The sequence below is a fragment of the Sporosarcina sp. So3-204 genome (genome assembly GCF_058068165.1).
On record NZ_CM176485.1, the window covers coordinates 3,363,161 to 3,377,812 of the forward strand.

At 38.7% G+C, this 14,652-nt stretch carries 16 protein-coding genes; 3 read left to right on the forward strand and 13 right to left on the reverse strand.

Going from position 1 to position 14,652, the window contains the following annotated elements; all coding sequences use genetic code 11:
* Nucleotide 1 precedes the first annotated feature (1 nt).
* A complete protein-coding gene (gene mntR, locus AC3RV6_RS16585) occupies nt 2–421 on the reverse strand; it encodes a transcriptional regulator MntR (RefSeq protein ID WP_489747060.1) in 420 nt (139 codons plus the stop codon).
* A gap of 124 nt (nt 422–545) precedes the next feature.
* Here mntR and AC3RV6_RS16590 point away from each other — a divergent pair, with 124 nt between their 5' ends.
* Complete coding sequence (locus tag AC3RV6_RS16590) at nt 546–701, forward strand: lmo0937 family membrane protein (protein WP_489747061.1); 156 nt, start codon at nt 546–548, stop codon at nt 699–701.
* 118 nt (nt 702–819) lie between these two features.
* Here AC3RV6_RS16590 and AC3RV6_RS16595 read toward each other — a convergent pair whose 3' ends face one another.
* The 10 genes from AC3RV6_RS16595 to AC3RV6_RS16640 all read right to left on the reverse strand — a co-directional run bounded on the left by AC3RV6_RS16595 (nt 820) and on the right by AC3RV6_RS16640 (nt 10,442).
* The gene (locus AC3RV6_RS16595; protein ID WP_489747062.1) at nt 820–1,938 is read right to left on the reverse strand and encodes a GNAT family N-acetyltransferase; all 1,119 of its coding nucleotides are present in this window, start codon (nt 1,936–1,938) and stop codon (nt 820–822) included.
* Nucleotides 1,939–1,976: 38 nt separating this feature from the next.
* Complete coding sequence (locus AC3RV6_RS16600; RefSeq protein ID WP_489747063.1) at nt 1,977–4,085, reverse strand: heavy metal translocating P-type ATPase; 2,109 nt, start codon at nt 4,083–4,085, stop codon at nt 1,977–1,979.
* Nucleotides 4,072–4,437: an ArsR/SmtB family transcription factor gene (locus AC3RV6_RS16605; RefSeq protein ID WP_489747064.1), complete on the reverse strand. Its 366-nt coding sequence runs from the start codon at nt 4,435–4,437 to the stop codon at nt 4,072–4,074. The genes AC3RV6_RS16600 and AC3RV6_RS16605 overlap by 14 nt, the downstream gene beginning before the upstream one ends.
* A 215-nt stretch (nt 4,438–4,652) precedes the next feature.
* The gene (locus AC3RV6_RS16610) at nt 4,653–5,033 is read right to left on the reverse strand and encodes a Na+/H+ antiporter subunit G (RefSeq protein ID WP_489747065.1); all 381 of its coding nucleotides are present in this window, start codon (nt 5,031–5,033) and stop codon (nt 4,653–4,655) included.
* On the reverse strand, nt 5,011–5,295 hold the full coding sequence (locus AC3RV6_RS16615) for a Na(+)/H(+) antiporter subunit F1 (RefSeq protein ID WP_489749295.1): 285 nt from the start codon (nt 5,293–5,295) through the stop codon (nt 5,011–5,013). Before AC3RV6_RS16615 ends, AC3RV6_RS16610 begins: the two co-directional genes overlap by 23 nt.
* The gene (locus AC3RV6_RS16620; protein WP_489747066.1) at nt 5,295–5,777 is read right to left on the reverse strand and encodes a Na+/H+ antiporter subunit E; all 483 of its coding nucleotides are present in this window, start codon (nt 5,775–5,777) and stop codon (nt 5,295–5,297) included. Before AC3RV6_RS16620 ends, AC3RV6_RS16615 begins: the two co-directional genes overlap by 1 nt.
* A gap of 17 nt (nt 5,778–5,794) precedes the next feature.
* Nucleotides 5,795–7,285, reverse strand: coding sequence for a Na+/H+ antiporter subunit D (locus tag AC3RV6_RS16625; RefSeq protein ID WP_489747067.1), 1,491 nt, complete (start codon nt 7,283–7,285; stop codon nt 5,795–5,797).
* On the reverse strand, nt 7,278–7,616 hold the full coding sequence (locus tag AC3RV6_RS16630) for a Na(+)/H(+) antiporter subunit C (RefSeq protein WP_489747068.1): 339 nt from the start codon (nt 7,614–7,616) through the stop codon (nt 7,278–7,280). The genes AC3RV6_RS16625 and AC3RV6_RS16630 overlap by 8 nt, the downstream gene beginning before the upstream one ends.
* A gap of 2 nt (nt 7,617–7,618) precedes the next feature.
* Nucleotides 7,619–8,044 (reverse strand): Na(+)/H(+) antiporter subunit B, encoded by a 426-nt coding sequence (locus AC3RV6_RS16635; RefSeq protein WP_489747069.1) that lies wholly within the window; start codon nt 8,042–8,044, stop codon nt 7,619–7,621.
* Nucleotides 8,028–10,442: a Na+/H+ antiporter subunit A gene (locus AC3RV6_RS16640; RefSeq protein WP_489747070.1), complete on the reverse strand. Its 2,415-nt coding sequence runs from the start codon at nt 10,440–10,442 to the stop codon at nt 8,028–8,030. Before AC3RV6_RS16640 ends, AC3RV6_RS16635 begins: the two co-directional genes overlap by 17 nt.
* 274 nt (nt 10,443–10,716) lie before the next feature.
* On the opposite strand from AC3RV6_RS16640, the gene AC3RV6_RS16645 reads away from it, so the two are divergent.
* Nucleotides 10,717–11,385: a histidine kinase gene (locus AC3RV6_RS16645; protein ID WP_489747071.1), complete on the forward strand. Its 669-nt coding sequence runs from the start codon at nt 10,717–10,719 to the stop codon at nt 11,383–11,385.
* 60 nt (nt 11,386–11,445) lie between these two features.
* On the opposite strand, the gene murB is transcribed toward AC3RV6_RS16645, so the two are convergent.
* Both murB and AC3RV6_RS16655 read right to left on the reverse strand, forming a co-directional pair.
* Entirely contained in the window at nt 11,446–12,363 is a 918-nt protein-coding gene (murB, locus tag AC3RV6_RS16650) for a UDP-N-acetylmuramate dehydrogenase (protein ID WP_489747072.1), read from the reverse strand.
* A 181-nt stretch (nt 12,364–12,544) separates the two neighbouring features.
* Nucleotides 12,545–13,183 carry a DsbA family oxidoreductase gene (locus tag AC3RV6_RS16655; RefSeq protein WP_489747073.1) on the reverse strand — a complete coding sequence of 213 codons (639 nt, stop codon included), beginning with the start codon at nt 13,181–13,183 and terminating at the stop codon, nt 12,545–12,547.
* Between the two features lie 95 nt (nt 13,184–13,278).
* Between AC3RV6_RS16655 and AC3RV6_RS16660 the strand changes: the two genes are divergently transcribed.
* Complete coding sequence (locus AC3RV6_RS16660) at nt 13,279–14,652, forward strand: FAD-dependent oxidoreductase (RefSeq protein ID WP_489747074.1); 1,374 nt, start codon at nt 13,279–13,281, stop codon at nt 14,650–14,652.

The window sequence follows — 14,652 nt, forward strand, 5'->3', positions numbered from 1 at the left end:
ATCATCCTCTTCCTAACTTCTCACTATTTCTAAGCTTCTGTAAAAAATTATCATCCAGCTCTAATTGCTCGACAAGATCAGTAATTCTGGCAATCGCATTCCAACTTAAGTGGTGCTCAATACCTTCAACGTCTTCATATATCTGTCCTTCTTCTACACCAATAATCCGTAAAAAGTCTTCAAGGATAACATGACGTTTCACTAGTTTTTTCCCAAATGCTAACCCTTTTTCTGTTAACTCTAACCCTTTGTATCTTTCATAATTAACATATCCTTCACGGTCAAGTCGCTGAACCATCTTAGTTACCGATGAAGGGAGTACATCGAGTGATTCAGCAACATCAGAAACACGCGCAACGCCTCTCGCCTCTATATGCAAATAGATTTGCTCAATATAATCTTCCATGCCTACCGTGGCCATAGTTATGCCCCCCAATTCAATTTTAAAGACAAACTTATGATTATGATAAACTTCGCAATGTTTAATGACTATTTTTTCGGGGTAACTACTTATTACAAGCCATAAAATAAAGGAGTGAAATAATATGGGAAAAATACTTTGGTTCTTAATTGTAGCAGTTATAGCGTTTTGGATAATTGGTTTCGCTATGAAATTAGGCGGTGGTTTAATTCACTTCCTGCTAGTACTTGCCGGCATTCTATTCATCATACAACTTATCTCAGGTAGACGAGCCGTCTAGATTTAACATCAATGAAAAGCATATGAAATAAAAGTAAAAAGAATGCCGACTTGCACATAAAGTGCTGAACTAATTGTCGGCTTCTTTTTTATTTCTTTGAAAGCATCCCGCTAAGTCATTATCTTATTTTCGCATAGATACATGTGTGACGTAAACTTTTATCACGCGCGGACAAGGAATCGTTTTTTAATACTCCCTCTAACTTAAAGCCGGCACGCTCTGCAACAAATCGACTTTTCGTATTTTCTTCATCACATCTAATCTCAACTCTTCTTGCCTCTAATTCCACAAAAGCAAACCTGGTCATGCGCTGAACAGCTTCAGTCATATAGCCATTTCCTTCACGCTCAGTAGTAAGCCAATAACCAATTTCGAGTTTAGGAATTTTCCAGTCGATGCGATGGAAACCAGTCACACCTATAAACTCGCCAGTCTCCTTTATATATAGATGAAAACGTAAATCTTTTCTTGTAATAAAATCCGCTACTGCTTGGCGTAAGTTTTCTTCAATCACATTTAAATCTGGCTCATCCTGGGCCCATGACATCCACTCTTGAAGTGAAGACAATGAGCTATGCGTTTGATTCAATACTTCAAACGCATCCTCAACTTTTGGTGCGCGAATGATGAGTCGTTCTGATTCAAAAGAATTTGGGAATTCCGGAATTAAAGATGAGGTTCTCTTTTTTCTTTGCTTCTCTTTGCCATCATCTTCCCAGACAACAGGAGTCGTCGTACCTGCCAAGAAATCTTCCCTCGTTATACCGTAAGTAACAGCATCATAATACATATTTTCTTTCGGAGAAAACCAAGCATTTCTAAGATGGGCTTCTTTCACAAATCCCGCACGTTCAAATGTTTTTCTCATCGCTAGATTATCTTGTCTTGTATGACCTTCAAGTCTAATTTTACGCTCTGGCAGCTTAAATACATAGTTTGCAACGAGTCTAAGCGCTTTAGAGCCATAGCCATGACCTCTGGACTCATTTGCAATCCGAAGATCAAACAGTGGAATTTCATCTTGTAAATCATAAATTCTAATTATTCCTACTTTGTTACCTATTTCATTTTCTACCCAAAATGTTTTCACTTCATCAGACTCATATCCGCCTTCTTCAATTGCCTTTTCAACAATTTCTCGACCTGGATGAGATTCCCCGTCAAATGGCCATGTGTTTGTCGTCATAAAATGAATAAGTTGTTCTTGCTCTTCCATTGTCCACTCTTCTAACCTCATAGAAACTCGCCTCCGAAAAAATTAAAAATTACAGTATTCTACTTATTGATACGCATTAGGCGAAGCGAATTAATAACAACGAGTAACGTTGCACCCATATCCGCAAAGATAGCAATCCATAAAGTGAGCCACCCTGGAATAATTAATAGTAAAGCCAACACTTTCAACCCTAATGCAAACATAATATTTTCCTTAATAATCCGCAACGTTTTTCGACTTAACTTTATTGTATAAGGAAGTTTTTCTAAATCATCCGCCATTAATGCGATATCTGCGGTCTCTAATGCAGCATCAGTTCCAGCGCCACCCATCGCAATACCTACCGAAGCAGCCGCTAGTGCTGGTGCATCGTTAATTCCGTCACCGACCATTGCAACACGTCCGTACTTCTCACTAAGACTTTTAATTGCAGCTAATTTATCATCCGGCATAAGCCCACCGCGCACGTCTGTCATGCCCAGTTCTCCAGCAATAGCTGCCGCAGTAGCAGGATGATCTCCGGTTAACATGACTGTATGATGAATACCTATTTCGTTTAGTTTAAGAAGTACATCTCGGCTTTCCTTACGTACTGGATCTGCTACCGCAAGTAATCCGCAGTATAAATTATCTACTGCAATCGCCATAACTGACTTACCCGCTTTTTGTAGTTCCGTAGCTTTTTCTACTGCATCTATTGGTAATGAAGTAAGTTCTTGAATCCAATCTATACTACCAATATACGTTGTTTCGCCGTTTATTTCAGCATAGGCTCCTTTGCCTGTCACTGATTGAAAATTAGATGAGTCAACTTTCACCGCACCATTTTCATATGCATACTTAGTAACCGCGGTTCCAAGTGGGTGCTGGGATAGGGATTCAACTGCAGCAATTGACTGGAGAAGTTTTTTCTGATCCACGCCGTTTGCTAAGATGAAATCCGTTACTTCAGGGTACCCTTTCGTTAGCGTACCTGTTTTATCGAAAGCGATGACTCGTAATCTCCCTGTTTCTTCAAGGTGAATACCGCCTTTAATCAAAACACCTTGACGTGCAGCATTGCCAATAGCAGTTACGATAGCAACAGGTGTTGATATGACGAGCGCACATGGACAACCAACTACAAGCACCGCCAGTCCTTGGTAAACCCATATATGCCAATCCGCTCCCAATAGTGGCGGAACGACAGCTACTAGTGCAGCTAACGCGATAATAGCAGGTGTATAATACTTCGCAAATTGATCGACAAACTTCTGAGAAGGTGCTTTTTCGGCTTGAGCTTCTTCAACGAGATGAATAATTTTCGCAATCGTCGTATCGCCAACAAGTTTAGTGACGGTTATTTCCAATGCACCTTCCTCGTTCATCGTACCCGCGAATACTTCATCATCTTTTTTCTTTAAGACCGGTACTGATTCACCGGTTATTGCTGCTTCATTAATTGTAGATATACCTGATAAAACCATACCATCCATAGCAATCTTGCTACCTGGTTTCACAATAAGCACATCACCTATTATAATATCTTCTGTCGCAAGTTCTAATAACTCATTCCCACGTTTGACTGTAGCAAAAGGCGGTGCAATATCCATTAAAGAACGAATGGATTGACGCGCTTTATTCATCGAGTAAGCTTCAAGTGCTTCGCTCACTGCGAATAAAAAGACGATTACTGCTCCTTCACGCCACTCACCAATAATCACCGCTCCAATTATAGCAATTGTCATTAGCGTTTTCATATCGAAATCTAGTCTTGCTAAGTTTTTGAAACCTGTTTTAAACATTCCAGCCCCACCAATTGCGATGGAAATTGCAAAAAGGATGATGGCAGGTTTATATTCTTCAGTATACTTAAATGATAAAAAAGCGCCTACAATTAAAAAGATAAGCGATAACATTGAAACAATATTTTCTTTCCGTTTATAAAAAGGAATAATTGGTTCGATTCGTCGCTTATTCGCCTCATAAACCTTAATACCATCGAACGCACCAGCTGCTTCTAATTCGTCAACAGTTGCGGTACCCGTAATTGTCAGTTTAGATGCACCAAAGTTTAATATGACCTCTTCGACGGTCGGTAGGTTATTTAGATTATTTTCGAACTTCATTGCACAACTTGCGCAAGTTAGATTTTCCAAGCGGTATTCCGATTTTTCATTTGTCGCCATTTCCATCACCTTCCATCGAATGATCGTGGGCAATCGTTACAAGTTGCCGAACATGATCATCAGCCAGAGAATAATAAATCATTTTTCCTTTACGTTGTGATTTAGCGAGTGAATGCTCCCTTAAATAGCGTAAATGATGCGATGCAGTTGCTACAGACGACCCAATAACCGCCGCCACATCACACACACACATTTCTTCCTCAATCATTAATGAATAAGCTATGTTCAATCTAGTTTCATCCCCAAGCGCTTTAAAAATAGGGACGACTGCACTTAAATTCGGAATTGACTTTTGTACTCTTTCAACAACATCTTCATGAACAATCGTTACTTCACATATTTCTTTTACCATTCTATATGCACCTCATTCAAATTGTCGTTTGATTATAATTAAGTATATGCAATTAAATTTCAAGTTGCAAGGTTAATCAAACAGATATTTGAATGTATACTTCCAAAAAAGAAAAACGAGACACCTAATTGGCGTCCCGCTTTCAGTATTATGCTAATATCTATCCAACTTCACCTTTACCACCCACACTCTACTCTATTTAACTACACAAACCCTCACTGCTTACCTGTTTTTTCTGCTTCATTATCTTTATGTATGACTTCATATAAATCATCCGTCTCCGAAATATCCGCCAACGGAACATTCGTCCGATAAGCCGCACGGACAAGAAGATGCCCCGCAACTGGAGCTGTTAAAAATACAAATACAATCCCCAATATTAAGCGGACACTTATAAAGTGCTTTGCTGCCCAAAAATAAATAAATGCACCGGATAAAGTAAGTAAAACTGCCAGTGTCGAGCTTTTTGTTGCTGCATGAGATCTTGTATACACATCCGGTAAACGAATTAATCCAAACACACTAATTACACTCATAATGCCGCCGGTTAGGATGAGAAGCGCTCCAACAAATTCAATAATCTCGCTTGTGTTCAACGATAACACCTCTCTCGGCAAACTTTGTGTAAGCAATCGTCCCAATAAACGATAATATTCCAAGAATAAGGATAACCTCTAAAAATGCTGTCGTATTCAATAAAACCGAAAAAACTGCAATCGCAGAGATAAGATTCACACCTATTACATCAAGCGCAAGAACTCTGTCTGGCATTGAAGGTCCGAGAATAATTCGCAGTAAAGCAATCGCTATTGCTACAGCGAATAAAACAAGTGAAGTTTTTAACATCATTTCAATTATCATCGGGTCACCTCCATAATTGCCTTCTCAAAGTTTTTCAATTGATTTAAAATTGCATCTCGCTCATTTTCTACATCCATCGCATGCACATAAAGAATATTTCCTTCAGGCATTACTTCCATGACGACTGATCCAGGCGTCAACGTCAAAAGAAGTGAGATCATCGTAATTTCTAGATCGCTTCTTAGAACCGTTTCATACTTGAATATGCCAGGTTTAATTTTTAATCTAGGTCTTAGAATTTGTCGCAATACGAGGAAACTAGACTGGGTTAATTCCGAAATAAATATAAATAGTAATTTACCAACTGAAAATAAACGTCTTAAATAAAATTGTGAACCGAAAAATCGATGCATAAGAAAAATAATTCCCATACCTACAATAAATCCCGTAAAGAATGTTGTTAATTCCAACTTATCTTCATCCATCAACGTCATCCATAAAAAGGCGATAAAAATATTCAATAACAACTGGGCCGGCATTCACATCCACCTCTTCTTCAATCATTCCCTTTTCCATTTAAAACTGCATCGATATATACCTCAGGATGCATCAATACATATGCTGCATCATTAACATATGGTGAAATTGCCTCTACACCGAGACCAAGTATTATTGTGGCTGCACCAAGCAAAACACACGGTAAAAGAATTCTTTTTTTCAACGGCGTTTCTTCTTCAACACTAATAATCGTTTCACCCCAAAATGTATTCATGAAGATACGGAGAAGCGAATAAAGGACAAACATACTCGATAAAAAGGCGATGAACAGCAATGAATATGAACCTGTTTCAACCGCACCTTGTCCAATGAATAACTTCCCAATAAATCCACTAAACGGTGGAATACCTGCTAGGGAAAGTGTCGTTATAAAAAACAACCAACCAAGAGCCGGATAGTTTTGTATTAATCCGCTCATATTTTCAATTCGCGCTGTTCCCGTTAAATAAATCATCGTTCCAGCGAGAAGAAATAACAGTGATTTAATAATCATATCGTGCACAATATAGTAAATTGAACCTTGCATAGCTACTTCTGTTGATACCGTAAGCCCCACAAGAATAAATCCTACCGTTATGACGACATTATACGTAATGATTTTTCGTATATCCTTGGATGAAATCGCGCCTATACTTCCACCAATCATTGTAAGTACAGCCATTATACCGATTAACTTATGTGTAATTGTTGGCTCATGATAAAAGATGAGCGTGAACACTCTAAATAGCGCATAGATACCAACCTTTGTTAATAATGCGCCAAAAAGTGCTGCAACCGCTGTTGGCGGTGCACTATAGGAACCCGGTAGCCAAAAGTAAAGAAGCAGTCCAGCCTTCAAACTAAATACAACTAAGAAGATAAGACTAATCACAGTTAATAGAGGTCCTTGCCCGACTTCCGCTATACGTACCGATAAGTGTGCCATATTCAACGTACCTACTGTACCGTACAAATATGCAATTCCGAGTAGAAAAAACCAGGAAGATAAGACATTAATTACAATATACTTAATTGATTCAACAAGTTGAACTTTTCGCCCACCAAGTGTCATTAGCACATATGAAGACAACAACATCACTTCAAAACAGACGAATAAATTAAATAAATCTCCAGTCATAAATGATCCATTTACACCGGCAATTAAGAACAATACAAATGTATAGAAATACATATTTTCGCGTTCTGGTCCTATTGTAGAAAAAGCATAAAGTAACACAATTGCAGTAACAATTGCTGTGGTTAACACAAGTAACATTGCGAATGAATCAGCTACAAATAATATGCCATAAGGTGGTAGCCATCCTCCAAAGTCGATTCGCATAACACCTTCAGTTTGAATTAAATTTAAAATAACAAAACTTACAATTGCAGTCGCAACTATTGAGGCGAATGCCAACACTCTTTGCAATATCACATAAGGACGGAGAAAAACGAGGACAACCGCTGTCAATAATGGAATAATCATCGGCATCACAAGAATATTATTCATCTGAAACCCCTCTTAATTCATCAAGGTCATCAGTACCTGTTTCTTTGTATGTCCGATACGCCAGCACTAATAAAAATGCCGTCACAGCAAAGCTAATGACAATCGCTGTTAAAATGAGCGCTTGCGGAAGCGCATCTGTGTAGCTGTCCGCATTTTCACCTAATAGCGGCACACTCCCCTTTTTCAAACCACCCATGACCATTAACAACAAGTGTATGGCATGAGATAAAATGGCGGACCCTAAAATGACACGAATTAAACTACGAGACAGCAGCAAATACACGGCCACGGTCACAAGGACTCCTACAAGAATCGTTATTAACGTTTCCATCGCTACACATCCTCACTAATACTTAAAATAATCGTCACAACCGTTCCAATTACGGTCAAAGCTACACCCGCTTCGAACAAAACAACTGTCGCTAGCTCTGTTTCGCCGAACACTGGCAAATAAAAATGACCATATGTATGACTTAAAAATGCCGTACCAAATAACACTGCACCAACACCAGTCCCAACAACTAGTAATACGCCAAGAGCTGCTACTCGTTTAAAATCAACAGGAATCCCTTGATGAACTGTTTCAATATCAAATACCAAATAAAGTAGGACAAACGCTGAAGACAGAACGAGACCTCCTATGAACCCACCACCTGGATTATTATGACCTGACAAAAATAACTCAACTCCGAATGTTAAAATAATAAATACAACGAGTTTCGTTACCGTTTGTAAAATCACATCATTCGTTTTCGGCATCCCGCTCCCCCTTTCTCGCCTTGAGCTTAATAAGTGTATAAACACCAACACCGGCGATAAAAAGAACGACAACTTCTAGCATCGTATCAAATGCACGGAAATCTCCTAATATCGTATTCACAATATTTTTTCCGCCTGCAAGTTCATACGCATTTTCAAAGTAAAACGAAACAGATTCAAACATTTTATTCCCTTGTACAGAAAGCGCGATAGCTGTGACAAGGACACCCGCGGACACCGCAATCACAGCATTGAATACTTTAGAAGGTCGAGATGACTTCTCTCTTTTCCATTCAGGTAAAAAGTAAAAACATAGTAGAAATAAAGCAGTCGTTACAGTTTCAACAACAATTTGGGTTAAAGCTAAATCAGGTGCACGGAAAAACACAAAAAATAACGCAATTGAATAACCAAGTACACCATTCAATAAAATCGCTGTCACTCGAGAATGAACGAAAAGAATAGCAACAGCCGCCACAATCATCACAATGACAAGAATATATTCATTTAAAGTAATTGGGGCATCATTAGATAAATCAAAGGAATAACCACCCGTTAATACAAAGATTCCTCCTACGCCAAGTATAAAAAAAGAAAAAATATAAACAAGATAATCCCTTAAGTATCCAGTCATATAAGTATTCGTCAAGTATGAAGAACTTTCTTCCAATTTGGCAAGTAGGCCATTATAAAGCGTATCTAAATTCCAGCGCATTGGACCAATCTTATAAATTGGTCGCCAAAAACGGAGCAGCATATACAAAATAATTCCAACTATAATAACACCAAATGTCATGAGCAGTGGATCGCTGTTAAAACCATGCCAGAAAGAAATTTTCGGTGTTAAATCATTCGTTTTAGAAAGTGTAGGATATATTGCGGTCATTGCAGGTTTTAATAAATACTTTCCTATCACATTTGGAAAAAAGAAAATAACGATTACTAAACCAGCTAAGATAGACGGCGCAATTAACATGCCAATAGGTGCCTCATGCGCTTTTCTATCAAGTCTATCCGGCTGATGTGCACCGAAGAAAGTTTGGAAAACGATGATCATACTATAAACAAAGGTGAATATACTCGCAACCCAAGCCAAAATAGGAAACAGTAATCCCCATGCACCAATTGAAAAGAATTCTAAATTTCGAATGGTTAACATTGCTTCAAAAAATAATTCCTTACTTAAGAAACCGTTGAATGGTGGTAATCCTGCCATTGAAAAACTACCAATTAAAGCAATTGTAAAAGTCACCGGCATTAGCGACATCAAACCGCCAAGCCTTCGGATATCACGTGTCCCGACGTTATGGTCGACAATCCCAATGACCATGAATAGCGCACCTTTAAAGGTGGAGTGATTCACAAGATGAAACAAAGCTGCAAATGTTGCTTGAGTATATAGAACAGCATCTACTTGATAATCAGGGTTTAACGCGGCGGAACCTAACCCAAACAAGCTCATTACAAGTCCAAGCTGACTAATCGTAGAATAAGCGAGTAAAGCTTTCAAATCCGTTTGTTTAACTGCGTTCAGCGACCCCCATAGGAGAGTGAAAATTCCAACACCACTAACTGCATAAAACCAAACCACTTCCCCACCAAAAACAGGTGTGAAACGTGCAACTAAATATATACCTGCTTTTACCATCGTTGCTGAATGCAGGTAAGCACTAACTGGCGTCGGTGCTTCCATCGCATCCGGTAACCAAATATGAAATGGGAATTGTGCCGACTTTGTAAAAGCACCAAGTAAAACGAGAATCATTGCAGGTAAAAAGAGAGGGTGATCTGTAAATTCACCAATTAATGCGATATTTTCCGTGATGCTAAATGACCCAGTCATTAGATAAAGAATGATAAAACCTACTAGCATAGCCATTCCACCAGCCACTGTAATTAGAAGTGACTTTTGAGCACCATACCTAGATTTTTTTCTATGATACCAAAAGGCAATGAGTAGGAATGAAGAAATACTTGTTAATTCCCAAAAAACATAGAGCACCATCATATTATCCGAAAATATAAGTCCGAGCATTGCACCCATAAACAACAATAAATAAACGTAAAAATGCCCTAATGACTCTCTTGCAGATAAATAATAAATGGAGTAAAGAATAACCAGACTCCCCACTCCAGTAATTAGGAGTCCAAAGATAAGACTTAGCCCATCTAAATGTGTTGTAAAATCAATGCCAACTGACGGAATCCAAGAAATTGTTTTTATGTATTGCTCCCCGGCAGAAACTGTCGGTATATAACGAGCTAATCCGATAAATAGAATGATAGGCACAATAAGTACAAACCAACCTATATTAATTTGTGGCACTCGCTTATAAATGAATGGGATGAGGGTAGCTGCCAAAAAGGGGATGAAAATTGCTATCGACAATGTTAGCAAAAATAAACCTCCAGTCCATAGTTAGTAAGATGTCTTCTAATACTTCAAGGAATACTTGACGAGAGCTATGACAAACAGGATAATGGAAAGCCATAGAGGGCTTTATTAGCCTAAAGGGTTAATAATCAATTAAGGGGAAGTTCTTCAATAAGAATACACTGGAAATTATACACTATTATTTACCTATAAGCACTATGAAGCATATTAATACGCAGTAAATTCCAATGATTTAGTACACTGGAAAGACAAAAATAGTTAAGAGGTGAATACCGTCATGGGTAAAGTAAAAGGTCGTATGGATGAGAGTATCCTAGTTTGTGTCTACTACGGTCCAAATGGCGAGCGTTTAATTAGAAGAGGTTATAAAATGGCGAGCATCATGGATTGCCCCCTTTATATACTGACAGTCGATCCCGCTCCTTTCGATGAATTTGATGCTGAGAAATCAGAATACGTGGAACGTTGGAAAGTACTTGCTGAAGAATTAGAAGTGGATGAGTTTTTCATTCGTGACAACGAGAAGCGCCCTTTTGCCAAAGTTATTGCAGAAGTCGCACACCGAAACAATATTACGCAAATTATTATTGGGCAGACTGCACAAAGCAGATGGGAAGAAATTACAAAGGGTTCTTTTATGAACGTTTTGCTTCGCGAAATTACATTTGTAGACTTCCACGTTGTTTCCGTTGATCGTTCTATTAAGGATGAAATCGAAGGCATCTTTGAAAAAGGGATTCGCGCTTACTTGGTTGAAGAAGGAGACGGCTATCGCATTAAGTTTACTTACTCTAAAAATGTGCAATACGAGGGAATATTTTTCAAGGAAATTGGAACCGACTTTAACAACGGCGTGTTCAAATTCATGAATAATAGTAAGATGTGTCAGGTGCATATTGCTGATGACTTAGTATTAGATGCTACTACAATAACTTGTTTAAATTAAAAAAGGAATGGAAGGTATATTAAATACCTCCACTCCTTTTTTTTTTGTTTATGATTCACTTTACTTCGATTCTTCGCCGACAATCTTAACTTCAAGCTCTAATTCCACACCGAATTCCTGCTTCACTTTTGCTTTCACCATCTCAATTGTTCGAATGTAATCAGAAGCAGTTGCATTACTTTTATTTACAATAAAACCAGCGTGCTTTGTTGAAACTTCAGCACCGCCGTAACCTTTTCCTTGCATACCACAGTCTTGAATAAGTTTTCCTGCAAAATAACCTGGTGGGCGCTTAAAAACACTACCAGCTGAAGGGAATTCAAGCGGTTGCTTTGATTCACGCTGGTAAGTTAGATCCGCCACCTTCGCATCAATTTCTTCTTTATCTCCTTTTACGAGGTTGAAATCCGCAGACAACACGAAATAGCCTTCTTTCGTAATGATGCTCTTCCGGTAGCCAAGTTCTAGTTCTTCCTTCGTCAGGACAATTTTCTCGCCCGTCTTCGTTAGAACAGTTACTTTGACAATAACGTCTTTGACTTCTCCACCATATGCGCCAGCATTCATTGCCATCGCACCTCCGACTGAACCCGGTATGCCGCATGCAAATTCCAATCCAGTCAACGATGCTGCCGCTGCATGCCTAGAGACGTCAATAATATCTGCACCACTTTCAGCATGTAAAGAAGTTCCAGTGACTTGAATGGTCTTCAACATAGATAAATGAAGGACTATTCCTCGCACGCCACCATCACGCACAACCATGTTCGAACCATTGCCAAGTAAAAGTAGCGGGATTTCATTTTGATACGCATAGCGCACTGTAGCTTCCGCCTCTTCACTATTACTAGGAATGACTAGAAGGTCCGCCGGTCCGCCGAGTTTTGTCATAGTATATTTACTTAAGGGTTCATCTATTTTTATTATGCCTACTTTAATTTCTTTTTGAAGTTCATCAAACCAACGATGCTTCGACATCAACACCCAATCCTTTCGATTACCATTTCACCTCTTTTAGTATGCTTGGATTTTACGTTTTTGACAAGGAATAGTTATTGAGATGACTTCTATTCTATTCATTTTTTTAAATAAAATACATTTTCACGGTAAAAAACCAGAGACACTGTCACAAATAGTGACAGTGTCTCTGGTGATTAAGTTAATTTTCTTCTTCAGCAACTTTTAGTAGCGTTTCTGCAAATGCCTCAGCTGGTTGAGCACCAGAAATCGCATATTTACGATTAATTACGAAAAACGGTACCCCTTTCACACCGATTTGCCCTGCTTCTGCAATATCCGCTTTCACTTCTTGAACGAATTCATCTGAATCAAGCATCTGCTTCACTCGCTCAATTGAAAGTCCTATCTCTACAGCAAGTTGTACGAGCACATCGTTATCACCAATTTGCTTAGCCTCTACAAAATAAGAATGCAACAGCTTTTCAGCCATTTCTCCGCCAATCTTTTCAGTCTCCGCAAGTTTGACTAGACGGTGTGCATCAAAAGTATTTGCTGGTCGCATATTATCAAAGTCATAGTTTAATCCAACTTCTTTCGCTTGAAGTTCAATATTATCCGTCATATTTTTCGCTTCTTCAGCACTCATATTGTACTTCTCAACGAGTGTATCACGCATCATTTTATCAGATGTTTTTGGTGAGTCAGGCCCAAGTTCATATGCTTTAAAAATAATCTCTACTTTATCTTCCAATCCTGTACTTTTTAAAGCTTCTTCCAATCTTCGTTTTCCAATATAACAAAACGGACATACATAATCTGACCAAATTTCTATTCTCATTATTTACACCACTCCTCTCTTTAATCATAAATTCTTTCTTTTTAGGCAACAATGAATATGCCTAGAAGAATAAGGTTAAAACGGAGGTTATCGGAATGTCAAAATCATTATGGTTACAAACTGCATATTCAAATGACCACTATCCAACGCTGGATAGTGATATTAAATGTGACGTCTGCATTATCGGAGGTGGCTTAAGCGGAATTGCAAATGCATACTTTCTTGCAAAAGAAGGAAAAGATGTCGTTCTTTTAGAAAAAGATGATCTCTTAGCGGGTGCTTCAGGGAATTCGACTGGAAAATTAACCGCTCAGCACGATCTAGTTTACGCTAAGTTGTTAAAGAAATTCGGACTAGATGATGCAAAACTTTATTATAAAATCAATGAAGAAGCAATCCATTTCGGCAGGTCTATCGCTACGGATGATGAATTATATGAAGCTGATTCAATCCTTTATTCCCAATCAAGTATTGGAACTGAACTGCTCCAGGAAGAGTTTAGCGCATACAAAACAATCGGCATTCCAGGTGAATTTGGAAATAATTCTGAATTACCCATTTCAATAGATGCAACACTCACTTTAAAAAACGAAAGTCAAATTCATCCTGTTCGATTTGGTCAGAAATTAGCTCGTATGGCTGTGGAAGCCGGTGCGCGCATTTATGAAAAGTCTGATGTACAAAAAATGGATTTCGCAAATCGCTTATTGTCCATGAAGTCAGGACATGAAGTTCAATTTAGCGAACTCATTCTTTGCACACATTATCCTATAGAGGCACTTCGCGGCATGCAAATTATGAAGCTTTCAGTTGATCGCTCGTATATCGTTGCGGCCGAAGCTGATATGCCTTTGCGCGGTCAGTATATCGCTGTTGATGAGCCCAAACGTTCTATTCGAACCGCTAAAATTGATGGCAAGAACTATTTTCTTTTATCAGGTGAGAGTCACCCAGCCGGAGCAAAAGTCGATACGCAAGAAAAGTATGATATGCTGTACGGCGATTTGAAAAAACAATTTAATTTATCAACATTTATAACTGGTTGGTCTGCTCAAGATCCACAGACGCCCGATATGATTCCCTATGCGGGTGTAATTTCTTCCAGCCTACCATATGTCTATATAAGTACAGGTTATAGAAAATGGGGAATGACTAATTCTATAGCTAGTGCAAAAATTATTAGCGATCAAATTATTGGAAAAACAAACCCAGCCATACAACTTTATGCACCTGATCGAACTGAATTCAGTTCTTTATTATTGCAAGCATTTAAAAATACAGGTCTGGTTGTAAAGGAACTTGCAAGTGGTTATACGATGCGTCTACATGAACCGACTTGCACGCATATGGGTTGTAAGACAAGGTGGAATAATGCTGAGGAAACTTGGGATTGCCCATGTCACGGGTCCCGTTTCAGAAAGGACGGTTCCGTTTTAGAAGGACCCGCAACGAAGCCACTAGATTTATGA